This is a genomic window from Chitinilyticum piscinae (assembly GCF_015223195.1).
Classification (GTDB): Bacteria; Pseudomonadota; Gammaproteobacteria; order Burkholderiales; family Chitinibacteraceae; genus Chitinilyticum; species Chitinilyticum piscinae.
Map to the genome: position 1 here is coordinate 326,127 of NZ_JADFUA010000002.1, position 24,381 is coordinate 350,507.

19 protein-coding genes are annotated in these 24,381 nt (G+C 62.0%); 7 read left to right on the top strand and 12 right to left on the bottom strand.

The features are described 5' to 3' along the window. Positions 1–147 precede the first annotated feature (147 nt). Both INR99_RS05385 and INR99_RS05390 read right to left on the bottom strand, forming a co-directional pair. Positions 148–1,872 carry a Kae1-like domain-containing protein gene (locus tag INR99_RS05385; RefSeq protein ID WP_194115299.1) on the bottom strand — a complete coding sequence of 575 codons (1,725 nt, stop codon included), beginning with the start codon at positions 1,870–1,872 and terminating at the stop codon, positions 148–150. Between the two features lie 142 nt (positions 1,873–2,014). Continuing rightward, the gene (locus tag INR99_RS05390; protein WP_194115300.1) at positions 2,015–2,920 is read right to left on the bottom strand and encodes a DUF808 domain-containing protein; all 906 of its coding nucleotides are present in this window, start codon (positions 2,918–2,920) and stop codon (positions 2,015–2,017) included. Positions 2,921–3,127: 207 nt separating this feature from the next. Here INR99_RS05390 and INR99_RS05395 point away from each other — a divergent pair, with 207 nt between their 5' ends. The 3 genes from INR99_RS05395 to dxs are packed head-to-tail and all read left to right on the top strand — an operon-like array spanning position 3,128 to position 6,186. Continuing rightward, entirely contained in the window at positions 3,128–3,382 is a 255-nt protein-coding gene (locus tag INR99_RS05395; RefSeq protein WP_194115301.1) for an exodeoxyribonuclease VII small subunit, read from the top strand. Positions 3,383–3,416: 34 nt separating this feature from the next. After that, positions 3,417–4,313 carry a polyprenyl synthetase family protein gene (locus INR99_RS05400; protein WP_194115302.1) on the top strand — a complete coding sequence of 299 codons (897 nt, stop codon included), beginning with the start codon at positions 3,417–3,419 and terminating at the stop codon, positions 4,311–4,313. A 10-nt stretch (positions 4,314–4,323) separates the two neighbouring features. Continuing rightward, positions 4,324–6,186 (top strand): 1-deoxy-D-xylulose-5-phosphate synthase, encoded by a 1,863-nt coding sequence (gene dxs / locus INR99_RS05405; protein WP_373308272.1) that lies wholly within the window; start codon positions 4,324–4,326, stop codon positions 6,184–6,186. A 109-nt stretch (positions 6,187–6,295) separates the two neighbouring features. Here dxs and INR99_RS05410 read toward each other — a convergent pair whose 3' ends face one another. From INR99_RS05410 to INR99_RS05425, 4 genes are all read right to left on the bottom strand, one after another. Continuing rightward, entirely contained in the window at positions 6,296–7,387 is a 1,092-nt protein-coding gene (locus tag INR99_RS05410; RefSeq protein WP_194115304.1) for a response regulator, read from the bottom strand. Then, on the bottom strand, positions 7,384–11,493 hold the full coding sequence (locus INR99_RS05415) for a response regulator (protein ID WP_194115305.1): 4,110 nt from the start codon (positions 11,491–11,493) through the stop codon (positions 7,384–7,386). Before INR99_RS05415 ends, INR99_RS05410 begins: the two co-directional genes overlap by 4 nt. A gap of 346 nt (positions 11,494–11,839) precedes the next feature. Then, on the bottom strand, positions 11,840–13,243 hold the full coding sequence (gene bcaP / locus INR99_RS05420; protein WP_194115306.1) for a branched-chain amino acid transporter BcaP: 1,404 nt from the start codon (positions 13,241–13,243) through the stop codon (positions 11,840–11,842). Positions 13,244–13,636: 393 nt separating this feature from the next. Then, positions 13,637–14,359 (bottom strand): SDR family oxidoreductase, encoded by a 723-nt coding sequence (locus INR99_RS05425; protein ID WP_194115307.1) that lies wholly within the window; start codon positions 14,357–14,359, stop codon positions 13,637–13,639. 110 nt (positions 14,360–14,469) lie between these two features. Here INR99_RS05425 and INR99_RS05430 point away from each other — a divergent pair, with 110 nt between their 5' ends. Next, a complete protein-coding gene (locus INR99_RS05430) occupies positions 14,470–15,297 on the top strand; it encodes a LysR family transcriptional regulator (RefSeq protein ID WP_194115308.1) in 828 nt (275 codons plus the stop codon). Positions 15,298–15,346: 49 nt separating this feature from the next. On the opposite strand, the gene INR99_RS05435 is transcribed toward INR99_RS05430, so the two are convergent. Together INR99_RS05435 and INR99_RS05440 are read right to left on the bottom strand one after the other, a co-directional pair. Further along, the gene (locus INR99_RS05435) at positions 15,347–16,369 is read right to left on the bottom strand and encodes a zinc-binding alcohol dehydrogenase family protein (protein WP_194115309.1); all 1,023 of its coding nucleotides are present in this window, start codon (positions 16,367–16,369) and stop codon (positions 15,347–15,349) included. Positions 16,370–16,386: 17 nt separating this feature from the next. Beyond that, positions 16,387–17,481: an alkene reductase gene (locus tag INR99_RS05440; protein WP_194115310.1), complete on the bottom strand. Its 1,095-nt coding sequence runs from the start codon at positions 17,479–17,481 to the stop codon at positions 16,387–16,389. A gap of 104 nt (positions 17,482–17,585) precedes the next feature. Between INR99_RS05440 and INR99_RS05445 the strand changes: the two genes are divergently transcribed. Both INR99_RS05445 and INR99_RS05450 read left to right on the top strand, forming a co-directional pair. Next, entirely contained in the window at positions 17,586–18,509 is a 924-nt protein-coding gene (locus INR99_RS05445) for a LysR family transcriptional regulator (RefSeq protein WP_194115311.1), read from the top strand. Positions 18,510–18,666: 157 nt separating this feature from the next. After that, positions 18,667–19,740 (top strand): alkene reductase, encoded by a 1,074-nt coding sequence (locus INR99_RS05450; protein ID WP_194115312.1) that lies wholly within the window; start codon positions 18,667–18,669, stop codon positions 19,738–19,740. Between the two features lie 222 nt (positions 19,741–19,962). Here INR99_RS05450 and INR99_RS05455 read toward each other — a convergent pair whose 3' ends face one another. Next, a complete protein-coding gene (locus INR99_RS05455) occupies positions 19,963–20,235 on the bottom strand; it encodes a barstar family protein (protein WP_194115313.1) in 273 nt (90 codons plus the stop codon). Beyond that, entirely contained in the window at positions 20,226–20,657 is a 432-nt protein-coding gene (locus tag INR99_RS05460) for a ribonuclease domain-containing protein (protein WP_194115314.1), read from the bottom strand. The genes INR99_RS05455 and INR99_RS05460 overlap by 10 nt, the downstream gene beginning before the upstream one ends. 166 nt (positions 20,658–20,823) lie before the next feature. Between INR99_RS05460 and INR99_RS05465 the strand changes: the two genes are divergently transcribed. Beyond that, on the top strand, positions 20,824–21,447 hold the full coding sequence (locus INR99_RS05465) for a YbaY family lipoprotein (protein WP_194115315.1): 624 nt from the start codon (positions 20,824–20,826) through the stop codon (positions 21,445–21,447). 49 nt (positions 21,448–21,496) lie between these two features. On the opposite strand, the gene INR99_RS05470 is transcribed toward INR99_RS05465, so the two are convergent. Together INR99_RS05470 and INR99_RS05475 are read right to left on the bottom strand one after the other, a co-directional pair. Beyond that, positions 21,497–23,239 carry a DUF6056 family protein gene (locus INR99_RS05470; protein WP_194115316.1) on the bottom strand — a complete coding sequence of 581 codons (1,743 nt, stop codon included), beginning with the start codon at positions 23,237–23,239 and terminating at the stop codon, positions 21,497–21,499. A 262-nt stretch (positions 23,240–23,501) separates the two neighbouring features. Continuing rightward, positions 23,502–24,275 (bottom strand): substrate-binding periplasmic protein, encoded by a 774-nt coding sequence (locus INR99_RS05475; protein WP_194115317.1) that lies wholly within the window; start codon positions 24,273–24,275, stop codon positions 23,502–23,504. Between the last annotated feature and the right edge of the window lie 106 nt (positions 24,276–24,381).

Consider the following 24,381-nt stretch of genomic DNA (forward strand, 5'->3'; position numbering starts at 1 on the left):
CTTGCATGTTTCGTTCTAGCTCACGACAGGCATGGCGGTGGCTGGCGCTGGACAGGATCGTGATATGCGGCATCGTCGTGGCGGGGGCGTGTCAGAGCCAGCGACCGGAGCGGCGCCATACGTGGCTACCTATTGCTTTCTATGGCTTCAGGCAGGCTGTCCATAGACAGATACATGCGGGTAAAGCACATTGAAGCCCGCATCCCGCAGGTGTTCGATCACCGCCTCTTCCAGATGCCGGTCATGCCAGCACTGACCGGCCAGTACGATGGTATCCAGTCCCTCTGCTCTGGCTGTGACGGCAGCCCAGGCACTCAATCCGGCGGCCAGGGTGGCATGCAGCAGGCTGCTGCCGGTTTTTGCGTCCTGTGCGGCCAGCAGGCGGGTGAACAAGGGCCGGAAATCCAGCGTATTGCCCGCATCGATATGCCAGCCAGCGGTCAATGCTGCGGAAGGCTCAGCCAGGCTTTCCAGTTTCTGCAGCAGCTCGCCAGCGTCACGTTGCTGCAGGCCCAGTCCGAGCAGTACGGCCACCGCATCCAGTAGTGCCCCCAGCTGGTGGCTGTGTGGCAAAGTCTGGTCGCGATCGAGCCGGATACTGACCAGTTCGTGACCCACTGCAGCGGCAAAGCGCTGCGGAATTTCTGCACCGAGCTGCAGCTGGTGCAACAGTGCTGCGGCAAGCCGCCAGGGCTCCTGTTCGACAACGTCGGCGCCAGCCAGCGGCAAACCGGCCAGTTGCCCCAGTGACTGTATTCTCCCGTGATCCATGCGCAAGAGCTGTGTTCCGCCAAGATCCGGATTGCCAGCGCCGTAGCTGCCCAGTACCAGACCCAGTACCGGGCCGTAGTGGCGGTGTTCGCGCAGGATTAAGTCGATTTCAGCCGCCGTTGCTGCCGGCGCAGCTGTAGGGGTCTGAGTTGCCGCAGGCGGTGGTGACGTGTTGCTGCGGAGATAATGCGTGCTGCCATCGCGCCGAATCCGCAGTTCGTCGGCGGCGCCGAGCAGGGGATAGGGCCAGTCATGCAGCAAAAATGCATCGGCAATGCGACCTAGTTGTTCTCGTGCGAGCACATTGTCCGCGTGGCCAGCCCCATCGCCACTGCGGGCACCATGCATCACCAGCAGCATCTCCTGCGGCTTGTCGAGCCAGCCGGTGCCCGCAGGGCTGCCTGCGGCCAGATGAAACAGCAGATAATGCAGTGCATGCTGTGGCAGCATGACCCGCAAGGTGGCCAGACCTGGCGCCAGGGTATGCGGCAGCCAGCTGCCGGGCAGGCGTTCCAGCTGGACGATCGGGCGCAGCGGGGCATTCAGCCAGTGTATTTCCGTGTCAGTGAGCTGAACTTCGCCAGCCAGGGATGCGCTATTCGCCGCCATGATGGCGAGCGGGCGGTTTCGTACGCCCAGTTGCTCGCGCAGTCGGGCGATGGCAACCGGATTGCGGGCGTCACAGCACAGCTCGAAGCCGCTGCCATCCTTGATGGCGACGATGCCGCCGTTGCGCAGCAGTGCCAGTGTGGCTGCGACGGCATAGCTGCCATTCTGGCCGGGGCGGTCGCAGGCAATCGAGGCGCCGTTGGCCAGCTGCAAATCCAGCAAGGGCCCGCATTGTGCGCAGCGCGGGTCGGTCTGAAAGTGCCGGTCAGCCGGATTGGCAGCTTCGGCCCGGCAGGCGGCACAGCTGGCTTTATGGCTGTCTTGGACCGCAGCGCCTGCGCAGTCACGGCAGGCGGTGAATGGATATTGCCAGCGGCGCGAGCCCGGGGTGCACAGCTCGGTCAGGCAGGCATGACAGGTAGCTGCAGCGCTTGCTGTTCCGCTGTTGCGGGTGGTTGGTGAATAGGGTGCGGCATTGGCGGGGGCAGCCATGAGATGTCCTGAATATTGCTCTGGTAATACTATGGGCAATACTTTCCTGACATGCCAGTGTCAGACGGTGCGGATGTTGCGATGCAAAAGAAAAGAGCCGGCAAAGCCGGCCCGAATTGAATGCAAGCGCTCGTGCACGCAATCAGCGGCGGCGCAGCTTGCCGGCGCCGTTGATCGCGAACAGACACAGCGTGCCGGCAATCAGGCCAACGACGATGTCCAGCACACTGGGCACCACGATGTGCAGCGGACCGGTCTGGCTGGCGATCTGCTCGATGCCGTGATGCAGGAAGGGAACGGCATGGGTGATGATGCCGCCGCCCACCATGAACATCGCGACGGTGCCGATGACGGTCAGGGCTTTCATCAGTTTCGGTGCGGCCGCCACCAGCAGGCCGCCGAAGCTCCGTGCCAGGGCCGAGCTCTGGCGCTGCAGATAGAAACCGATATCGTCCATTTTGACGATGCCGCCGACCAGACCATACACGCCGACCGTCATGAGTACACCGATCCCGGCCAGCACTGCCGCTTTGGTCGCCAGCGGAGCCGTGGCAACCGTGCCCAGCGCAATCACGATGATTTCGGCCGAAAGCACAAAGTCGGTACGGATGGCACCCTTGATCTTTTCCTTTTCCATCGCAAGCAGATCGAGGTTTTCATCGGCCAATGCGTTGACCAGTTCCTGATGCTCGGCGGCATCCTCCTCGGCGCTGTGGAAATACTTGTGGGCGAGTTTTTCAACACCTTCGAAACACAGATACAGGCCACCGATCATCAACAGCGGCAAAATGGCCTGCGGCAGTATCCAGCTGATCAGCAGAGCCGAAGGAACCAGAATCAGCTTGTTTTTCAGCGAGCCGACCGCCACGGCCCAGACCACCGGCAATTCGCGTTCGGCGCGCACGCCGGAAACCTGTTCGGCATTCAGTGCCAGATCGTCGCCCAGTACGCCGGCGGTTTTTTTGGCGGCCACCTTGGTCATGACGGCCACGTCGTCGAGAACGCTGGCGATATCGTCAATCAGTGCAAGCAGGCTGGCTCCGGCCATAGTGGTATTCCTTGGTGGTGTGTCAGTGATTTTCAGTCGCGCGAAAGCTTGTGCAGCGCGGCGCGTTATCGTAGTCGCATACGCCTTCACTGTCATCCCGTTCGGGCAATGCTGCGCAGTGCCTGCAACAACGGCATGCGTGCTTCGCCTTGACGCCCTTTCGCGTGGCCGCTACTGTGGGAGGATTTTTCATGGCAGACGCGGTCGATGGCCAAAACGAGCAAACTTCCCGGCAATTTCGAGGCAGGGCTGAGCGAACTGGAGCAACTGGTAGCCGAAATGGAAAGTGGCAAGCTGCCGCTGGACGCGGCGCTCGCGGGCTACCAGCGCGGCATCGAGCTGATGCGCTTCTGCCAGGGCAAGCTCAGCGATGCCGAGCAGCAAATCCGGGTACTGGAAGCCGGCGAGTTGCAGCCTTTTGCGGGCGGGCAAGGCACCGATACGGCCGCCGCGCAAGAATGACCCCTGACCATCCGTCCACGACAAGATCCGAGTGATGTCCGATTTCGATTTCAAAGGCTGGATGCATGCCGTCCAGCAACGCATGGAAACCTGCCTGTCTGCCAATCTGCCGGCCGAGACCCATTTGCCCGAGCGTCTGCACGACGCGATGCGCTATAGCGTGCTCGATGGCGGCAAACGTGTGCGGCCCCTGTTGACCTTTGCTGCCGGCATGGTCGTGGATGCGGATCCCGAGCGCTTGCAACACGCGGGGGCTGCGGTGGAAATGATCCATGCCTATTCGCTGGTGCACGACGATATGCCGGCCATGGACAACGACGTGCTGCGTCGCGGCAAGCCGACTGTGCACGTGGCCTTCGGCGAGGCAACGGCCTTGCTGGCGGGCGATGCGTTGCAGTCGCAGGCCTTTGACGTGCTGACCAGCCGCACGCTCGCCGATGCCCCGGCTGATCAGCTGAAGATGGTTAATCTGCTGGCGCGTGCGTCGGGCAGCCTTGGCATGTGTGGCGGGCAGGGCGTGGATCTCTTCAGTGTCGGCAAGGAACTCAGCCTGCCGGAGCTGGAGCTGATGCACATTCTGAAAACCGGCGCGCTGATCCGTTGTGCGGTGCTGCTGGGTTCCTACTGCGGCCGGCCGCTTTCTGATGAGGAGCGCGGGCGGCTGGATACCTATGCCAAATGCGTGGGGCTAGCCTTCCAGGTGGTTGATGACATTCTGGATTGCGAAGCTGATTCGGCAACCCTGGGCAAGACGGCTGGCAAGGATGCCGCCAACAACAAGCCGACCTATGTGTCGCTGCTGGGGCTGGCGGGCGCCAAGGAAAAGGCCGCAGATCTGAAAGCCGAGGCTCTGGCCGCACTGGCGCCGTTTGGCGAGAAGGGCGTTGCCCTGGCAATGCTGGCCGAATTCATTGTCGAGCGTCGCTCCTGAAAGAAATACCATGACTGTACCGATGACTTATTCCCTGCTTGACCACATCGACACTCCGGCAGACCTGCGCCGGCTGGAGCGCGAGCAATTGCCGCAGCTGGCCAGCGAATTGCGCGCCTTCCTGCTGGATACGATCAGCCAGACTGGCGGGCATTTTGCTTCCAATCTGGGGGCGGTCGATCTGTCGATCGCGCTGCATTATGTCTTCAATACGCCGGAAGACCGGCTGGTGTGGGATGTCGGCCACCAGAGCTATCCGCACAAGGTGCTGACTGGCCGCAAGGGGCAGATGCACACCATGCGCAAGCACGGCGGGCTGGCCGGTTTTCCCAAGCGCGAGGAAAGCCAATACGACACCTTCGGGGTAGGGCACTCGTCCACGTCCATCGGAGCGGCGCTGGGCATGGCCGAGGCGGCCTTACTCAAGGGCGAAAAACGCCGCGCGATTGCCGTGATCGGCGACGGTTCGATGACCGCAGGGCAGGCCATCGAGGCGTTGTTCAACGCCGGGCATCGCGACGAACTCGATCTGCTGGTCATTTTGAATGACAACGAAATGTCGATTTCGCCCAATGTCGGCGCGTTCAACAACTACCTGGCCAAGCTGCTGTCGGGCAAGTTTTACAACGGCTTTCGCGATGTGTCGGGCAAGGTGCTCGACCGTCTGCCTTCACTGAAGGAACTGGCAAAAAAAGGGGAAGAGCACGTCAAGGGCTTCTTTACCCCCGCTTCCTTCTTCGAGGAGTTGGGCTTTAATTACATTGGCCCGATCGATGGCCACGACATGGATACGCTGGTGACCACGCTGGCGAACATCAAGGAGCTCAAAGGTCCGCAGTTCCTGCATGTGGTGACCAAGAAGGGGCAGGGCTACAAGCTCGCGGTCGATGACCCGGTCAAATACCACGCCGTCACGCCGTTTACCCCCTGTGACGGCATGGCCGGCAGCAAGGGGGCCGGCAAGCCGACCTTCACGCAGATTTTCGGTGACTGGCTGTGCGACATGGCCGCCGCAGACCCGAAGCTGGTCGGCATTACGCCGGCCATGCGCGAAGGCAGTGGCATGGTGCGCTTCCATGCCGAATACCCGAAGCGCTATTTCGATGTCGGCATTGCCGAGCAGCATGCGGTGACCTTTGCCGCCGGGCTGGCCTGTGAAGGGCTCAAGCCGGTGGTAGCGATCTACTCGACCTTCCTGCAGCGCGGCTATGACCAGTTGGTGCATGATGTGGCACTGCAGAATCTGGACGTTACCTTTGCAATCGACCGTGCCGGTCTGGTCGGTGCCGACGGCCCGACGCACGCCGGTTCGTTTGATCTGAGCTACCTGCGCTGCATTCCGAACATGGCCGTGCTGGCGCCTGCCGATGAAAACGAATGCCGGCAGATGCTCTACACGGCTTACCAGCACCCCGGGCCGGCCGCCGTGCGCTACCCGCGTGGCAGCGGCATGGGCATCGCGGTGGAGAAAGCCATGACCGGGCTGGCCTGGGGCAAGGGCGAAATTCGCCGCTCCGGCACCAGGATCGCCATTCTGTCCTTTGGCACCCTGCTGGGTGCAGCGCTGGAGGCCGGCGAGACGCTGGATGCCACGGTGGCCAATATGCGTTTCGTGAAGCCGCTGGATTGCGAGCTGATCCGGCAACTGGCGGCCAGCCACGATCTGCTGGTTACGCTTGAAGAAAATGCGGTCATGGGCGGTGCAGGCAGCGCCGTTCTCGAATGCCTTGCAGCCTGTGGTTTGCCGATCCCGCTGCTGCAGCTAGGCTTGCCAGACAGCTGGGTCGAACACGGCGATCAGAAACAGTTGCTGGCCGATTGCGGGCTGGATGCGGCGGGAATCGTGGCGTCTGTAAAGAAACGCCAGGGTTAAGTATGGGTATGGGCTGAATATCCCTTTCTTGTCGGTTCTTGAACGCAATACATGGTTGGGTATGTGGCCTGACCTTGCAGCAAAACGGCGCCCTTGGGCGCCGTTTGTGCTAATGCTGTTCGCCTTCGTCGCGGAATCGGGCTGCAATGGCTGCAAACTCGTCGGCCATCTGCAGAAACACCTCGCAGATGACCGGATCGAAATGGCTGCCGTGACCCCGGCGCATGATGTCGAGCGCTTCCTCATGGCTGAATGCCGGTTTGTACACGCGCTTGCTGATCAGTGCGTCATACACATCGGCGATTGCCATCAGGCGGGCCGAGAGCGGAATCGCCTTTTCCCGCAAGCCCTGCGGGTAGCCGCTGCCATCCCATTTTTCCTGGTGGCAATAGGCAATCTCGCGGGCGTAGCGCAGAAAGTCGTCGTTGCCGCTGAGGTTGGCCTCGGCACGTTCGATGGCATCGCGCCCCAGCGTGGTATGGGTTTTCATGATCTCGAATTCGTCGTCGGTCAGCTTGCCCGGCTTGAGCAGGATGTGATCGGGAATGCCAACCTTGCCGATATCATGCAGCGGTGCTGATTTGTACAGCAACTCGATCACCTCGTCGTTCAGCTCGGCTGCAAAATCGGGATGCTGCTGCAGTGCCTTGGCCAGCGCCTTGACATAGCGCTGGGTGCGCAGGATGTGATTGCCCGTTTCGTTGTCGCGGGTTTCGGCCAGCGAGGCCATGGCCATGATGGTGACATCCTGTACCTGCTGTACCTGGCGGGTGCGGCGTTGCACTTCGCTTTCGAGATAGCTGTTCTGGTCGACCAGAAAGTCGCGTGCCTGCTTCAGCGTGAGATGGGTGGCGACGCGCGCCAGCAGGATGGGCGGGCTGATCGGTTTGGTGATGTAATCGACGGCCCCCAGCTCGAAGCCGTGAGTCTCGTCGTCGACTTCATTGCGGGCGGTAAGGAAAATTACGGGGATGCTACAGCTGTCCAGCTCGGATTTGAGTTGGCGGCAGACTTCATAGCCATCCATTTCCGGCATCATGATGTCGAGCAGGATCAGATCCGGCGGCTGGCGGCGAACGAGTTCCAGCGCCTGCGCGCCACTGGTGGCCACCCGAACTTTATAGCGATCTTTCAGCAGCGCACTGACCAATCGCAGGTTTTCGGGAGTGTCGTCAATGACCAGAATATCGGCGTTTGTCATGCCTTGTTTCCTGTGGTGCGTCCCAGCCTCAGCGCAGCAGGGAAGTCGAACTGGTGAATGGCCCGGGCAAATGCCGCAAATTCAGCTGGTGCAAAACAGGCGGCAATCGCCGCTTCGTGTTCCAGCAGATAATCGACGGCTTCGCTGTCCTGCCCATCTAGCAGCTGCAGCAGTGCCAGCAGCTGCTGCGGGTCGGCTGCGGCCTTGGTGGCAGGCGTATCTCCGGATATATCCAGCTGTGCGCGGATGCTTGTGGTTACGCGTTCCAGCTCGCCGGCCAGAGACTGGAAGGACTCCGGTTGCCAGCCGCTTTCCTTCACCTGCATTTCCAGTTTTTCGGCGCAATGTGCCAGCAGGCCGGCTCCGATATTGCCAGCTACGCCCTTCAAGGTGTGCAGCAGGCGTGCGGTTTCCAGCCAGTCACCGCGCTGGCGGGCGGATTCGATCTGCGCGGCATAGGTCGCATAGTTGCCGGCAAACTGGCGCAGTACGTCGTGATACAGCTTCTCCTTGCCATTGAGCCGGTGCAGCCCTTCGGCGTAATCGATGCCGGCCAGCTCCCGCGGGCCGGTTGTGCCTGCTGAGGGCGGTACGGCTTGCGCTGGCGTCTGCTGGGCGGCTGGCTGACGGTACCAGCGTTGCAGCGTCAGCAGCAGAGCCTGGGGATCGATCGGTTTGCTGATGTGGTCGTTCATGCCGGCATCGTTGCAGCGCTGGCGCTCTTCCTGCAGCGCATGTGCGGTCATGGCGATGACCGGCAGGCCGGCAAAGCGCGTTTGCCGGCGGATCAGCTGGGTGGCTTCGAAGCCATCCATGACCGGCATCTGCACATCCATCAGCACCGCATCGAAGCTGCCATCGGGGTTGTCCTGCAACAAGCTCAGCGCCTGTTTGCCATTGCCCGCGACCGTGACGATGGCACCCGCTTCGCTGAGCAGCTCGACCGCGATCTGCTGGTTGATTTCGTTGTCTTCGGCCAGCAGCAGCTTCATGCCGGCCAGCATGCCCGGCTGAATCGCATGACCAGCCTGATCCGCTCGGGGGTAGGCCGGCCCCCCATAAACTTCACTCAGGCAATCGACCAGCGAAGACTGGGTAACGGGCTTGTACAGCGTACCTTTGAGCTGCAGTGCCTGCAAATGGGTCTGCGTGTGATCGGTATCGCCCAGGGCCGTCATCAGCACTACGGCGGTGCCGGCATGGCCGGGCAGGGCGCGGATACGCCGGGCGGTGGCCTCGCCACTCAGGCCCAGCATCACCCAGTCGAGCAGCACCAGATTGAAGTGTTCCTGCTCCAGCCGGGCCAGCGCCGCTTCGCCAGAAGACGCCACCTCGGCCATCACGCCCGCGCGAGCCAGCATCTCGCTCAGGATGCGGCGGGTGGAGGGATGATCGTCAACGACCAGTACGCGGGCATCGTTCAGGGCCGGTGTCACGGGCTCGGCACTGGCGCTGGCTTCGCCAAACACCGCCGTAAAGCTGAACACCGAGCCGAGCCCTTCGACGCTTTCCACGTCGATGCTGCCCTGCATGGCTTCGACAATGCGTTTGCTGATGGTCAGGCCCAGTCCGGTGCCGCCATACTTGCGGGTGGTCGAGCCATCGGCCTGCGTGAATGGCTGGAAGAGCTTGCTGCGCTGTGCCGCGCTCATCCCGATGCCACTGTCGCGTACCGCGAATTTGAGGATCAGCCCCTCCGTCGCCGCGCCAACGCGGCTGATGTGCAGCTCGACCTGGCCCTGTTCGGTGAATTTCACCGCGTTATTTACCAGATTGATCAGCACCTGCCCCAGCCGCAGCGGGTCGCCACGCAGCTGAGCGGGAACGTCGCCCTCCACCTGCATCAGGTATTCCAAGCCCTTGTCGTGAGTACGGCCGGCGGTCACCGTGGCCACTTTGCCGAGTACCTCATCCAGGCGGAAGTCGGTGGATTCCAGCTCCAGCTTGCCGGCTTCGACCTTGGAGTAATCCAGGATGTCGTTGATGATGCCCAGCAAGGAGGTGGCCGCGCCATGCACCTTGTTGAGGTAATCCCGTTGGCGGGCGTTCAGCTCGGTCTTCAGCGCCAGGAAGGACATCCCGATGATGGCATTCATCGGTGTGCGGATTTCATGGCTCATGTTGGCAAGGAATTCGCTCTTGGCAACTGTGGCCGCCTCGGCCCGCTCCTTGGCCTGGCGCAATTCCTCTTCGGCGATATTGCGGCTTTCGTTGACCAGCACGATCCACCATGTGGCAATGCAGGCCAGTACGGCGAGACCGAAGAAGGCACGCACGGCATAGCCGCGGAAATGCCCCCCCATCTCGGCGGCGAATTCGGATAGGCCGACCGGCAACGTCATCCACAGCGCCAGTGCGATCAGCCCCATCATGACCAGCCAGACCAGCAGGAAATTTGCAATACGGGTGATGGTACGTTCCTGTAGTTCCCGTCGCAGAAGCCATTGCAGGCCATACCCAAGGTACTCGCGGTAGTAATCCAGCGTGGTCTTGATTCTGGGCTTGCACATGTCGTGGCAGTTGGCTTCCAGCGTGCAGCACAGCGAGCAAATCGGCGCCTGGTGGAAAGGGCAGTAGGCCGAGTCGGTCTCGGCGTAGTGGTGATCGCAGACCCCGCACTGGGTGAGGATGTCAGAGCGCAGGCGGTAGTGGGGCTGGCGGGCGATGTAATAGCGGCCCTTGGTCAGCCAGGCGATGACCGGCGGCAGCATAAAGCTGACGACGGCGGCGATCAGCCAGGCGTAGGCCTGCGCATAGTCGCCAAGCAGGCCGCTGAAGGCGATGGTCGATACGACTGAGGCAATTACCACGCTCATCACGCCGACCGGATTGAAGTTGAACAGGTGGGCGCGCTTGAATTCGACAATCGGCGGGCTCAGCCCCAGCGGCTTGTTGATCGCCAGATCGGAGACCACGGCGCAGGTCCATGCCACGGCGATGTTGGAGTACATGCCCAGCACATTGTTGATGGCGGCAAAGAGATCCAGCTCCATCAGCAACAGTGCAATTGCGCTGTTGAACACCAGCCACACCACCCGCCCGGGGTGCGAGTGCGTCACGCGGGAAAAGAAATTCGACCAGGCCAGCGAGCCGGCGTAGGCATTGGTCACGTTCACCTTCATTTCCGAAATGATGACAAACAGCGTGGTGACCAGCAGCGCGGTGGACGGGTTATCCAGCACGTACTGGAAGGCATGGTTGAAGATCTGCACCGGCTCCTTGGCATCAGCGATGGCGACGCCGGCCAGTACCGCACTGGCGGCCAGCAGCACACCGCCCAGCTGCTTGATGAAGGCAATCACCACCCAGCCCGGACCGCCGATCAGCATGTTGAACCACCAGCTGGTATTGCGGCCTTCCTTTTGTTCGGGCATGAAGCGCAGGTAATCGACCTGTTCGCCAATCTGCGCGATCAGCGCGAAGGCAATGCCGGCGGCCACGCCGAAATGGAGCCAGTCGAACTGGCTGCTCTTGCTGGCCTGGCCTGCGAACTGCCCCAGCTGGTCGAGTGCCTGCGGGTCGCGCACCAGCACAAAGGCGAAGGGAATGATCATCAGCACCAGCCAGATGAATTGCGTGTACTGGTGAAAGCGGTTGATCGCGGTTACCCCGTAGAACACGATGGGAATCACGACCACCGCGCAGATCAGGTAGCCCAGCCACAGTGGAATATCCCAGCACAGCCTGAGTGCCTGCGCCATGATCGCCGACTCGAAGGCCAGAAAAATGAAGCAGAACGAGGCATAGATCAGCGAGGTAAAGGTCGAGCCCACATAGCCGAAACCGGAGGCGCGGGTCAGCAGATCCATGTCGATGTTGTACTTGGCCGCGTAGTGACAGATCGGCAGCCCGACGATGAAAATCACAATCGCGGCGAAAATCAGCGCTGCCATTGCGTTGCTGAAGCCGAAATCCAGCAGCAGCAGAGCGCCGATTGCTTCGTAGGACAGTGCGGAATTGGTGCCGATCATCGTGTGGCCGATCACCGAAGGACTCCATTTGCGGAAACTCGCTGGCGAATAGCGCAGCGCGTAGTCTTCGATGGATTCGTTGGCGACCCACTGGTTGTATTGCCGGCGGACTTTTTCGACTTCGGATCTGGCCATGCGCGCACTTCTCCCGGTTTCCGTCACTCATGCGGTGGTGACGGTTACCGGTAAATAAAGAAGGCGCAGCGTACAGAGTCAAGAATGAGTGCTGTTTTCTGCAGCCGGATCCGTCGCGGCGGCGTGCTGGGCTAGCCTGGCGGCAGGCAGCAGAAGAGAGGCTGCTGTGCGGTCAATGTAGTGGGGCTGGCAAGGCGTACGCTGTGTGGCATGACAAAATACAGCGACAAGTATGCTTATGAAAGTCTTATATCGATTGGCTTGAAAAGGAATACCCGGCTAAGCCGGGTATTCTGTCGATGCTGGCTCAGCCGGCACCACCAATGAAGGGGCGGTGTCGGGAGACTTATCCGCCGGTCTTGCCCAGCAGCGAATTGCGCCGGGCGTAGGCGAAGTAGGCTACTAGGCCGATCAGCAGCCAGATGCCGAAGGCCAGCCAGGTGATCGCGGCGAGCTGGGTCATCAGGAATACGCAGAAGGCAATCGCCAGCAAGGGCACGACCGGCATGCCCGGACAGCGGAAGGCACGGTTCAGGTCGGGGCGGGTGCGGCGCAGGATCAGCACCGCCAGCGAAATCAGGCTGAATGCGGCCAGCGTGCCGATATTGATCAGCTCGGCCAGCACGTTCAGCGGCACCAGTGCAGCGATCAGCGCAAACACGATACCGACGGCCCAGGTGGTGAAGAACGGTGTGGCAAAGCGTGGATGGATGATAGAGAGGCGCGCCGGCAGCAGGCCATCGCGGCTCATGGCGAAAATGACGCGGCTCTGGCCGTAGGCCATGACGAGGATGACGGTGGTCATGCCGATGATGGCGCCCAGATCGATAAAGCCGGCCACCCAGTTCTGTCCCGCGTATTGCAGCGCCAGCGACACCGGATGATCCACACCGGCAAAGCGGGCGTAAGGCACGATGCCGGTCATGATGGCCGCCACAATCACGTACAGCACGGTACACACCGCCAGCGAGCCGATGATGCCGATCGGCAGATCGCGCTTGGGGTTGCGGACTTCTTCGGCGGCCGAGGTGACTGCATCGAAACCGATGAAGGCGAAGAACACCAGTGCGGCGGCACTGAATACACCGCTCATGCCGAAGGGGGTGAACGGGGCCCAGTTGGCAGGCTTCACATAGCCTGCACCCACCACGATGAACAGCAGTACGACGCTGATCTTGATGGCGACCATGATGTTGTTGAGTTTGGCAAAACCGCTCACGCCTAGCGAAAGCAGGGTGGTAATCGCGATGACGATCACGAAGGCAGGCAGATTGAAGAGCGTCTCGGCACCCGGAACCGCGCCGGGGGCGGCGGTCAGCAGGGTGGGCAGCGTGATGCCCAGCCCGGCCAGCAGCGACTGGAAATAGCCCGACCAGCCCACGGCGACCGCCGAGGTGGCCAGGCCGTATTCCAGCACCAGATCCCAGCCGATGATCCAGGCAACCAGTTCGCCCATGGTGGCGTACGAATAGGTATAGACCGAGCCGGAGACCGGAATCATCGAGGAAAACTCGGCATAGGCCAGCGCGGCGAAACCGCAGGCCATGGCGGCAATGACGAAGGACAGCATCAGGCCGGGCCCGGCGGTGAGTGCGCCGGTGCCGGTCAGCACGAAAATGCCAGTGCCGATGATGGCGCCGATTCCCAGAAAGACCAAGTCGAGCGGACCCAGCACTTTTTTCAGGCCGCCTTGCCCGGTGTGGGCAGCGGCAATCATGGCATCGATGTTTTTGGTACGGAACAGACTCATGGCAACCTCGAAACGCACCGGATGAGTTTCGCCCAGGGCAAACTGATCCGGTCAGACGCGCTGCTTGCTGTCACCGAACCAGTACAGTTCCCGGCAAGAAGCGCCAAAGCAGTTACCGTATTCTTACAACTGCTTTTCCGCCATGAGAGATAGCGGCATCAGTGCAATCCCGATTGGGGGTATCCCTGATTCATCGTTGCCTTGCTCCGGCAATGCCTGCCGCGAAAGTGTTGGCAGGTCTCCAGCCGCAGTTGTCGGGTATTGCGGAGGCTGCGTGCATTGCTGCATGGGCAGCCCGCGCAAGGCCGGAAGATAAGGAGATGCCCAGGTTACATTATTGGGTATATGGTTATAGCCATTTGAAGATAATGGCTCTGTCCATATACCTGCTGATCAGGCTGGCTGGCGTGTCGCTGCCAGCACGATCTCGCGGATACACACATTCTGCGGGGCACTATAGGCGTAATGGATGGCACTGGCCACGTCGTCGGCCGCGAGCACGCCGCCCATCTCCTGTTTCCAGTCCTCGTAACCGGACTTGATCGCCGCATCGGTGGTGTGTCCCAGCAGCTCGGTTTCGACTGCGCCCGGTGCGATGGTGATCACGCGGACATTGCTGGCCGAGACTTCCTCGCGCAAATTCTCGCTGATCGCATGAACGGCGAATTTGGTGCCACAGTAGGCCACGTGATTCGGGAAGGTCTTGCGTCCGGCAATCGAGCTGATATTGATGATGGTGCCGTGGCGGCGTGCGACCATGCCGGCCAGCACCGCGTGGATGCCGTTGAGTACGCCGGTGATGTTCACATCCAGCATGCGCTGCCACTCGGCAGGATACTGCTTGCTCATTTCACCCAGCAGCATTACTCCGGCATTGTTGACGATGGCATCCACCGGGCCGAACTGCGTTTCGGCCTCGCTGATGGCGGCATCAAGTGCGCCGGCATCGGTGACGTCGACAGCACGACACAGGGTGGCGGGCAGCGCCAGTGCCTGCAGGCGCTCGATGCGGCGTGCCAGCAGCAGCAGCGGGTGGCCATGGCTGGACAGGAGGCGGGCGGTGGCGGCGCCGATTCCCGAGCTGGCACCGGTAATGACAATCAGACCCTTGGACATGAGCATGCTCCTTGCAGATGATTCATAATTGGTTTTGATGCTGGCTAGTCTAGTTGGCGTCGATCTGTCTGAGAAATGCCATTTTCTTGTTGGTGGAATAAATAAAATTTATGGATGTGCGCCAGCTCAAGGCCTTTATTGCCGTGTTTGAAGAACGCAGCATCACGCGGGCTGCCGCGCGCCTGTTCATTACCCAGCCGGCGCTCTCGGTCACCATCCGCCAGCTGGAAGACGAGCTGGCCACCACCTTGTTTGTCCGCGAAGCGCGGGGCATGGCGGTCACCGAGGCTGCCCGTCTGCTGTACCCGCAGGCGCAGCGTCTGCAGCAGCAAATGAGTGCGCTGGCCGGGCAATTCCGCCAGCAGCACCATTGTCTGCCGCTGTCGCTGGGGGTCGACCAGGGGGATATCGCCGGGGCGCAGCTTGCCGCTGTGTGTCGCCGGCTGGTCGGCGCCGTGCCGGCCTTGCAGTTGCTGCTGCTGGATGGCTGCTCGGGCGTGCTGCGGCTGGCAAGCGAGGCCAGCCGCTGCGAGGACGAATTGTTCCTGCCGCTGCTGGATGAGCCTTATGTGCTGGCGGTGCCGGAATCCGATGCGCTTAGTGGCGATGGTATTGAGGTTGCCACGCTCGACATGGGCGAATGGCTGACCTGTCCAGCCCATCCCGCACACCAGCGCCTGCTGGCACTGCTGGGCACCGACACGGCCTTGCTGCAGAGCAGCCATCAGGCCGCGACGCTCAGCCAGCTGGGCTGGCTTGTGGCGGCCGGGCTGGGCCGGGCGCTGCTGCCGCAAAGCCTGGCGGTACTGCCCGGGATCCGTACCCTGGATTTGCAGGGCGCCGTGCCGCGCCACCGCATCGGACTATGCTATACCGCCGCCCGCCGCGACGAACTGGTCGTGGGGCAAGTCATTCAGGCGCTGCAGTCGGCCGGGTGAGGCCGGCAACAAAACCGGCTTGGTCAGCCCGGCATTGTTGCCACGGTACTTAGGGTTCGAAGCCTTCCAGCACGATCTTGCCGCGTGCCTTGCCGCTTTCGAGCAGTGCATGGGCACGACGCAGGTTGGTGGCATTAATGCGCCCGAAGTGTTCGGCCTGCGTGGCCCGCACGGTGCCGGCGTCGACCAGTGTGGCCAGCTCGTCCAGCAGCTCATGCTGGCAGAGCATGTCTTCAGTGGCAAACAGCGAACGGGTGAACATCAGCTCCCAGTGCAGCGAGATGCTCTTGGCTTTCAGTTTGCGGATGTCGATCACCTCGGCCGGATCATCGATCAGCGCCAGTTTTCCCTGCGGGGCAATCAGTTCGCAGATGGCCGCAAAATGTTGCTCGGTGTGGGTGAGGCTGATGACATGACTGACGTCCGCGTAGCCAAGCGCCTGCAGTTGCGGCAGCAGTGGCAGGGTGTGGTCGATGACGTAATGTGCGCCATTCTGGCTGACCCAGTCACGGGTTTCCGGCCGTGATGCCGTGCCGATGATCGTCAGCCCGGTAAGCTGGCGGGCCAGCTGCACCAGTACCGATCCCACACCGCCGGCGGCGCCGATGATCAGCAGGCGATCCTTGCTGCTGCGCCGGTCGGCTGGCAACTGCAGGCGGTCGAACAGCAGCTCCCAGGCGGTGATGCCGGTCAGCGGCAGTGAAGCGGCTGCCGCGAAATCCAGCGTCTGCGGCATGTGGCCGACGATGCGTTCGTCTACCAGTTGCAGCTCGGCATTGCTGCCGGCGCGGCGCAGGTCACCGGCATACCAGACGCGGTCTCCGGGCTTGAATAGCGTGACATCGGGGCCGACGGTGCGCACGATGCCGGCGGCATCCCAGCCCAGTACGACCCAGTCATCGCCGGCCGCTGCGCGGCTGGCTCGGACTTTGGTATCAACCGGATTGACGGAAACGGCGCGGACTTCGACCAGCAGATCGCGGCCCTGGGGTTGCGGATCGGGCAGGGTGATGTCCAGCAGGGCGAGTTCGTCGGTAATGGCGGCAGGTTTCTGGTAGGCAACGGCTTTCATGCGGGGCTCCAGTGGATTCAGGTAGTGTGGGTGGGGTAATCGGTATAGCCGGCGGCATTGCCGCCGAAGAGCGTGGCGGGGTCGTGGCTTGCCAGCGGTACATTGGCGGCCAGTCGCTGCGGTAGATCGGGATTGGCGATGAAGGGGCGGCCAAATGCCACCAGATCGGTCAGCCCGTCAGCCAGCAGGCGCCGGGCGCGTTCGGCGTTGTAGCGGCCGGCGACGATCAGGCTGCCGTCGAAGGCCTGGCGCAGGGCGTGGCGGAAATCATCCGGGATGACGGGGGCATCGTCCCAGTCCGCTTCCGAGAGGTGCAGATAGGCGATACCGAGTTCGTTCAGCCGCCTGGCTGCTGCCAGAATGGCCGGAATGATCTCCGGGCAGGCCATGCCACGCGCGGTGATGAAGGGGGCCAGCCTTACGCCGACCCGCTCGCCGCCGATTTCTTCGACAATCGCGGTGGCTACTTCGTCGAGAAAGCGCAGGCGATTGGTCAGCGTGCCGCCATAGTTGTCGTTACGGTGGTTGGACGTGCTGCGCAGGAACTGGTCGATGAGGTAGCCATTGGCGCCGTGGATTTCCACCATGTCAAAGCCCGCGCGGATGGCGTTGCGGGCAGCCCGGCGGTAATCGCTAACAATGTCCGCGATTTCGGCGGTTTCCAGTGCGCGGGGCACCGGGCAGTCGAGCATGCGGCCTGTGCCGTGTTCATCGGCGACCCAGACGTGTGCCTGCGGAGCGATGGCCGACGGGGCAACCGGCAGGCCCCCATCGTGAAACAGCGGATGCGACATGCGGCCGACATGCCAGAGCTGCAGTGCGATGCGCCCGCCGGCCGAATGAACTGCTTCGGTCACCAGCCGCCAGCCGGCAATCTGGCTTTCGCTGTAGATGCCCGGGGTAAAGCTGTAGCCCTGACCCTGGCGGGAAATCTGGGTGGCTTCGCTGATGATCAGCCCGGCCGAAGCGCGCTGGGCGTAGTAGTGCGCCATCAAAGCGTTGGGGATGTCACCGGGCTGGTCGGTCCGGCAGCGCGTCATGGGCGCCATCACGATGCGGTTGGGCAGCGTCAGACGCCCAAGGTGGGTAGGATTGAACAGCGGGTTGGTCATCGCAAGTCTCGGGTCAGCAGGGATGAGCCATGATCTGTCGTTCATGATTTTCAATCAATTATCTGCATGTATAATTACTTTCAATAAAACATTGAAAGTTGGCCATGAAAGGTTTTCGCGAACTGGAACTCTTTGTGCGTGCCGCCGAAGCAGGCAGCCTGTCGATGGCGGCGCGGCTATTGGATCTGTCGCCGGCGGTGGCCAGTGCCATGCTCAAGCGGCTGGAAGCCGATCTCGGGGTGATGCTGTTTGTGCGCTCCACGCGCAGCCTGCGCCTCACGCAGGCTGGCGAGGCTTATCTGCAGCATGCACAGCAGGCGCTCGAGGAGCTGGCGGCCGGCTGGGATGCCATCCAGCAGGGCAGCCAGGCGCCGCGTGGCGTACTGCAGTTGTCACTGCCCTCCGATCTGGGGCGCAATCTGGTACTGCCCTGGCTGGATGAATTTCTGATGGCTTATCCCCAGCTGGAGCTGCGGCTGGATCTGAGCGACCAGCTGGCGGATGTGTACCGGCAGCGTATCGATCTGGCGCTGCGCTACGGTATTCCCGACGATTCCGCGCTGGTGGCCTTGCCGGTCGCGCCGGAAAACCGCCGCGTCCTGTGTGCTGCGCCGGCCTATCTGCAGCGGAACGGCATGCCGGCAACGCTGGACGAGCTCGCCCATCATCGCTGCCTGTGTTTCATGCTCGACGGTTTTGTCTACAACCGTTGGCGGTTGTTTGGTGAAGGGCGCGAGCAGGTGATCGAAGTCCCCCCTTGCCGCGTATCGTCAGATGGCGATGTGGTGCGCCGCTGGGCGGTGGCGGGCCAGGGCATCGCTTACAAGTCGGCGCTGGATGTCAGTGAGGATCTGCTGGCGGGCCGTCTGGTTGCGTTATTGCCGCAGTATCAGGGCGAAGCAGCTCCGCTGAATCTGGTCTGTCCCGGGAGGCGGCAGATCTTGCCGCACATCCAGGCTTTGCAGGCGTGGCTGAGCAGGCACTGCCGCGAGCGCCTGAATGCGCTGGCTACCCTGCTGGCAGGGTAGTTGGATGGGTGAATAGGTATGTGACGGTGCAATAAGGTATCAGTGCTTTTGGGTGGGTATACCCCTGTTTCAATGAATATTCCTGTGGGCTGATCTTGATTGCTGGGCAAATACTGCCATCTTGAGCAGGCATATCCCAATCCGCAAGGAGCACTCCATGCTGTTCGACCCGTTTGACAATGGCCGGCTGCGTCTGCAGAACCGGATCGTGATGGCACCGATGACCCGCTGCCGCGCAGTCGATGCCAATACCCCGAATGCGTTGATGGCCGAGTATTACGGCCAGCGTGCCAGCGCCGGTCTGCTGATTACCGAAGGGACCTCTCCCTCGCCGGACGGGCTGGGTTATGCCCGGATTCCGGGCTTGTTCAATGCTGCGCAGCGTGATGGCTGGCGGCTGGTTACCGATGCTGCGCATGCTGGTGGCGCAAAGATCTTCATCCAGTTCATGCATTGTGGCCGCGTCAGCGCCACCGCCAATCTGCCGGCTGGTGCCCGTGCGGTTGGCCCGGTCGCTGCCGTGTGTCCGGGCGAAATGTATACCGATACTGCCGGCATGCAGCCCCATGCCTTGCCGCATGCACTGGCGGAGGCGGAAATCCCCGCGCTGGTAGCCGAATTCGTGGCGGCTGCCAGGCTGGCAGTCGAAGCGGGTTTTGACGGCATCGAGCTGCACGCGGCCAATGGCTATCTGCTGGAGCAGTTCCTCAATGCCAATGTGAACACCCGTACCGATGCCTACGGCGGTTCGGCCGCGGCACGCAACCGGCTGGTGCTGGAAGTGGCCCGTGCCTGCGTCGATGCCATTGGTGCCGAGCGTGTCGGTATCCGCGTATCACCCTATGGCGTGTTCAACAGCACGGGAGCGTTCGAGGGCGTCGAGGAGCAGTATCTCGCGCTGGCACGCGATCTGTCGGACATCGGGCTGGTCTACCTGCATCTGGTGGATCACTCGGCGATGGGGGCCCCGGAAGTGCCGGCTGATTTCAAGGCACGCCTGCAGGCGGCCTTCGACGGCGCATTCATTGCTTCGGGCGGGCTGACAGTCGCAACGGCCGAAGCCGCGCTAACCGAAGGGCGTGGCGATCTGGCCGCCTTTGGCCGCCCCTTCATCAGCAACCCCGATCTGGTGCGACGTCTGCAGGATGGCTTGCCGCTAACCGAGCCGGATGCCAATACCTTCTACACGCCGGGGGCGGCAGGCTATACGGATTACCCGCTGGCTTCCTGATTCGGTGGCGGGTATTGCCGGGATGACATCGATAGGAGGTGGCATCCCGGCAACCTGAAGCAAAGTCTTTGCTCATGAGCTGCATCCGCTGTCGTGACTATTACCCGTCAGAACTTCCTCAGGTCCGTATGTGGCCAATGCGTGAAGGCCGCGCCACGCCCCTGGAAGTCATACATGGGGAGGTGGCGCTAGCCGCCGGCAGCCAGCATGCTGTTGTCGGGTCTAGCCCAGGCGATAGCGGAAATCATCCCGCTCTGCACGGACGTCGGCGAGCAGCAGCGCGAGTTGCTCGCACAGTTCGCCGGCATGCTGGCGGTCAGCGTTGTGGCTGGGCCACTCCAGCTGGATGGGGCCGGGCAGATCGTTGCACAGCACGTCGAACAGCGCATCCAGATTGTGGGCGAAATAGTCCGGTGTTTCGGCCTGGGCGGCGAGCTGGCGACAGGCATCGCCGGTATGGCGGATGTCTTGCCAAAGAATGCGGGTCAGCGACATGGCGGAATCTCATGAAAACTGGCGTAGTGATCGACGGTGAGGTAGCGGGTTTCGTGGCTGAAAACCAGTCGCTTGGCATTGCGCTTGCCGCCGCGGTAGTCGAGATCGGCTTCGCTGTAACGGCCAGCCGGCAGGCGCCCTTCGCGATTGCCGAAGCGGTCGCCGCCGATGCTTTTGCCCGGCAGCACCTGCCAGAGATCGCTCCCGGGGCGCCAGCCGGCACGCTGTGCGTCACGCTTGCTGACATAACGTGGTGGCAGTCGCCCGTCGCGTGACAGGCCAGCGAGGGTGCTTGCCAGTTCTGTCTGATCAAGTCCGTAGCGGCTGGCGAAGTCGCGTGCGACATCGCGGCAATCGGCCGCACTGGCAAGTGGCAGCAGGCAGGCAAGGATGGTGGCAGTGAGCAGTGAAGGCAGGCGCATGGCATGGCTCGACAGGCAACGTGCGCAGTGTAAGTAGCAATGGCGGCCCCGGCAATTTTTCTGCTTGTCTGTCTGTGACTTTGTACCGCTGTCGCCGTGGCTGCGGTCACGGGCGGTTCAGCCCGGCACTGGCATACTGTTGCCATGAATCTTATGGAGAAGCACGATGAAAACACTGGCGATGACGCTATTTCTGGGCTTGATGGCCGCGCAACCGGCACTGGCCAGCGAGCGGGATTATGAATGCCGCGACAGCATCAGTCGCAGTGTGCGACAAGTCAGTGACAATGCGATCTGGCTGCAGGAGGGGGAGCTGCAGATGCTGATGCAGCGTACGCGCAGTGCCTCGGGAGTGCGCTATGCCAGCGGCAACACCGTCTGGTGGGAAAAGGGAGCCAGTGTCATGTTCGAACAGGCAGGCAAGCCGGTTGTCGCGTGCACTCCCAGCCTCGAGCAGGCCGTGAGCGACCGCGCAGTAACGGCGCATATCAGCTGGCTGCAGCGCCGCCTGTTCCCCGGCGCCACCCTGGAAGTGGCTTTGCTGGATGTCTCGCTCGCTGATGCGCCGGCCAGGGTGATCAGCAAGCAGTCCATCAGGCTTGAGCAGGGGGCGCCGCTGAGCGTATCGCTGCCTTACTCGGCCGGGCAGATCGACGAACGTTTCAGCTACGCCGTACAGGTGCGGATGCTGCAGGATGAGAAGCTCATCATGATCAATACCACTCGCTCCAGCGTGCTTACCCATGGCGCAGGCCAGGAAGTGAATGTGCTGCTGCAGCCGGTGCGCTAGCCGGCGTCTGTGATCTCGCCGGGCGGTGAACGGGATGGCCCGGCAGGGGTTAATCTGCCAGCGTCACGGCCAGTTTGGTACCCTGGATGTTTTGCAACTCGGCTTGCCCGGCGTAATCCGGTACCGGCAGTCGCCAGGCACAGTGTTCGCCGCTTGGTAAGCCATCATGGCGAATTACGGCGACGTTGCCGGAATACGACAGCGTTTCACTGACGCGACCCTCCTTGCGCGCCAGTAGCGGCAGTTTGCCGCTGTCACTGGCAAGCCAGTGCAGCGTGAGCTGTGGCTGGCAAGCCGCTTGTGCTTGCAGCAGGTACAACACCCGCTGGCTGCCCCAGCCGGAAGATTCGTGGCGTTGCAGCAGCAGGTAGTCGGCACCGCTGCTGATGATTGTCATGTTGCTGATTTCGGGCAGGTAAATCACATGGGTTTGCGGCAGGCGGGTGGCAAATTCGAAGCCATGTACCACTGCATAGGTGCCATTGCGCCAGCCGTTACCGTGGGTGTCGCCATGAATGTCGCGCAGGAAGTAGCGCCCCTTGGCAAAATCATCGGTGATCTGCGGCAGGTATGGGATCTGCAGCGAGGGCAGTACGATGCGGTGCACGCCCTGCTGCTGGTATAGCCGCATCAGTTCCTCGCGGCGTGCGGTCTGTTGTTGCGTGGCATGGTTTTGCTCCAGCGTGGTCAGCACGTCAGCCCCCAGCACCGGAATCAGAATGCCCAGCAGTGGCAGGTGCCAAAAAGCTTGCCAGCCCCGATCCCAGAGCGGATGTGCCAGCGCGAGTGCCGTGGCGATCCACAGAATCTCGGCCGGGAAGGCGGTACGAGTGGCAAAATTGATGCCGGTCGAACCCACCATAGCCAGCGCCAGCAGCAGCCCGGTCAGCGCCAAGAGCCAGCTACGTTTCAGCTCGGCCCCTTGGCGTGTTGTGAGGTTCAGTACCAGCAGAAGCAGCAAGACCACGGCAATCGGTGCAACCTGTGTCGTGTGCTGCCAGATGGTGAGCAACAGACTGCCCAGGCGCTGCGTCATCGGCAGGTGATCGTCCTGCATGGCAAAGCGCACCGCGTTGCCTGGTGCTGCAAACAGCACCGCGGCACCAGCCAGCAGCGCGGCGGCATTGGCCAGATACCAGCGCGGCAGAGTGCGGAGGCCTCGGTAAAGCAGCGAGATCGCGCAGGCGATGATCAGCACGGCACTGACATTTTCCAGCGCCATGCCCAGCCAGAAGGAGCCCAATGGCCACAGCCAGATCCGCCAGCGAGAATCCGTCGTCGGCTCCTGATCCAGCAGCAGTTCCAGATAGGGTGTGGCAAAGCACAGCGCACCGAGCATGACCCACAGGTAGGCAATCGCGCCGGTTTTCCAGAGCACCGCTTCCCCGAAGGATTCGGTAAAAAACCACACCCCCATCCAGGCCAGCAGCAGGCTGAGCAGGTCGGTACGGCGTGCGCCGGGCCAGCGGCCGGCGGCAATGCGGAACAAGGCCGCCAGCAGCAGGCAGAAGGCGAGTGCATTGAGCAGATTGAAAATGACCAGCGCCAGCGGCCAGCGGGCCAGCATCACGAAGGTAGCGAGCAGCACACCGGCGCGGCCGGTCCAGTTGCGGTATTCGTCGCCAATCTGCGCGAGCATGCGGCCGGCATCCTCCGGGGGGAGAGAGCGGTACCAGTCATCCCCCCAGGTGGGAGTCCAGGTGTTCAGCAGTAGCAGCAGAGCAAAAACGGACAGGAAAAAGGCCGAAAACGGCCAGCCCGCCCTGAGCCGGGCGGTAAGTGTATGGGTCATCATTTCCTCCAACGCCGGCAGTGCGCAGACTCTGTGGAGGTGGTCGTTGGCTACTGCGGCAGTGCTGATTCTGCGGTTGCTGTCGCAGTGCCGCAAGCGGCTGTTGTGGCGGATGGCTTGCGCTGACGCAAACCTTGTATACCCATTTTGGTATTGGCTTTGAGGCGAATATTTGATTAGGTTGCAGGGTGATACATGGGGATTTTGGGAGGGTGGAGACAGGAACTTTACGCAGGTTTACATCCAGCCTGTCGCATCCTGGCTACAGCACCCCGTAGCGCAGGCGGATTTCCCGCAGTTTGCCGCTGCGTTCCAGTCGCTGGATGGCCGCATTGAGTAGCCTGATATCCTGCTCGGTTGCCGCCTTGCGGCTGAGCATGAAATGCACCTTGTCCCGTACGGGGGTGAAGCCCAGTGGCCTTACGCGAACGCCTTGCAGCTGGGCAGTCCAGTTGATGGCTCCCAGATCCCCCAGTAGCAGGCGCCCGCGTCCAGCTGCCAGCATTTTCATGCCCTGCCCGATGTCCTCGTAGTGGGAGACCAGTCCGCCTGCGCGCAGCGCTGGCAGCAGGTGTTCGTACTCCTCGCCATACCAGCCACTGTTGGGGCTGATCAGCGTAATGTGCTGCTCGAGCAAATCAGCCAGCGAACGGACTTCCGGGATCTGTCCAGCCGATGATTCGAGGCTGGCAAGGCCGGTGATTTCATCGCGGTAGGGTTCGGTGAACCAGCTGTACTGTTCGCGTTCTGCGGTCTGGGATGCGGCCAGCAGCAACGAGAGTTCGCCGTTCTGATGCATGACCAGCCGCCGTTTGCGGGGAACTTCCCGACCGATGATCAGTGTGCAGCCCGCTTCACGGAATACCGCCTGGACCAGCTCGATGTCCAGCCCGGCCGGTTTGCCCTGCGCATCGCGGTACACATACGGAGGCCAGTTTTCCGTCGCCATGGTGAAGGTGCGGCTGCACGCCGCATTGGCCAGGGGAGCCTGCAGTGCCGGAAGCAGCGCGAAGAGTACTAACAGAAGGCGGTACATCGTGAGGGGATTCGCAGGAAGTCTGTTTCGGCAGTATACGAACAAGGCGCAGCCCCAAGCGGGATAATTGCATGAGTGGCTGATCAAGCCCCTGTTTTTCATGGGG

Coding starts and splice junctions, on each gene's coding strand:
- INR99_RS05440 (WP_194115310.1), bottom strand. CDS start 17,481: ATGACCAACCCGCTGTTCAATCCTACCCACCTTGGGCGTCTGACGCTG.
- INR99_RS05415 (WP_194115305.1), bottom strand. CDS start 11,493: ATGGCCAGATCCGAAGTCGAAAAAGTCCGCCGGCAATACAACCAGTGG.
- INR99_RS05385 (WP_194115299.1), bottom strand. CDS start 1,872: ATGGCTGCCCCCGCCAATGCCGCACCCTATTCACCAACCACCCGCAAC.
- INR99_RS05475 (WP_194115317.1), bottom strand. CDS start 24,275: ATGTACCGCCTTCTGTTAGTACTCTTCGCGCTGCTTCCGGCACTGCAG.
- INR99_RS05425 (WP_194115307.1), bottom strand. CDS start 14,359: ATGTCCAAGGGTCTGATTGTCATTACCGGTGCCAGCTCGGGAATCGGC.
- INR99_RS05395 (WP_194115301.1), top strand. CDS start 3,128: ATGGCCAAAACGAGCAAACTTCCCGGCAATTTCGAGGCAGGGCTGAGC.
- bcaP (WP_194115306.1), bottom strand. CDS start 13,243: ATGAGTCTGTTCCGTACCAAAAACATCGATGCCATGATTGCCGCTGCC.
- dxs (WP_373308272.1), top strand. CDS start 4,324: ATGACTGTACCGATGACTTATTCCCTGCTTGACCACATCGACACTCCG.
- INR99_RS05445 (WP_194115311.1), top strand. CDS start 17,586: ATGAAAGGTTTTCGCGAACTGGAACTCTTTGTGCGTGCCGCCGAAGCA.
- INR99_RS05465 (WP_194115315.1), top strand. CDS start 20,824: ATGAAAACACTGGCGATGACGCTATTTCTGGGCTTGATGGCCGCGCAA.
- INR99_RS05470 (WP_194115316.1), bottom strand. CDS start 23,239: ATGACCCATACACTTACCGCCCGGCTCAGGGCGGGCTGGCCGTTTTCG.
- INR99_RS05430 (WP_194115308.1), top strand. CDS start 14,470: ATGGATGTGCGCCAGCTCAAGGCCTTTATTGCCGTGTTTGAAGAACGC.
- INR99_RS05400 (WP_194115302.1), top strand. CDS start 3,417: ATGTCCGATTTCGATTTCAAAGGCTGGATGCATGCCGTCCAGCAACGC.
- INR99_RS05435 (WP_194115309.1), bottom strand. CDS start 16,369: ATGAAAGCCGTTGCCTACCAGAAACCTGCCGCCATTACCGACGAACTC.
- INR99_RS05460 (WP_194115314.1), bottom strand. CDS start 20,657: ATGCGCCTGCCTTCACTGCTCACTGCCACCATCCTTGCCTGCCTGCTG.
- INR99_RS05455 (WP_194115313.1), bottom strand. CDS start 20,235: ATGTCGCTGACCCGCATTCTTTGGCAAGACATCCGCCATACCGGCGAT.
- INR99_RS05410 (WP_194115304.1), bottom strand. CDS start 7,387: ATGACAAACGCCGATATTCTGGTCATTGACGACACTCCCGAAAACCTG.
- INR99_RS05390 (WP_194115300.1), bottom strand. CDS start 2,920: ATGGCCGGAGCCAGCCTGCTTGCACTGATTGACGATATCGCCAGCGTT.
- INR99_RS05450 (WP_194115312.1), top strand. CDS start 18,667: ATGCTGTTCGACCCGTTTGACAATGGCCGGCTGCGTCTGCAGAACCGG.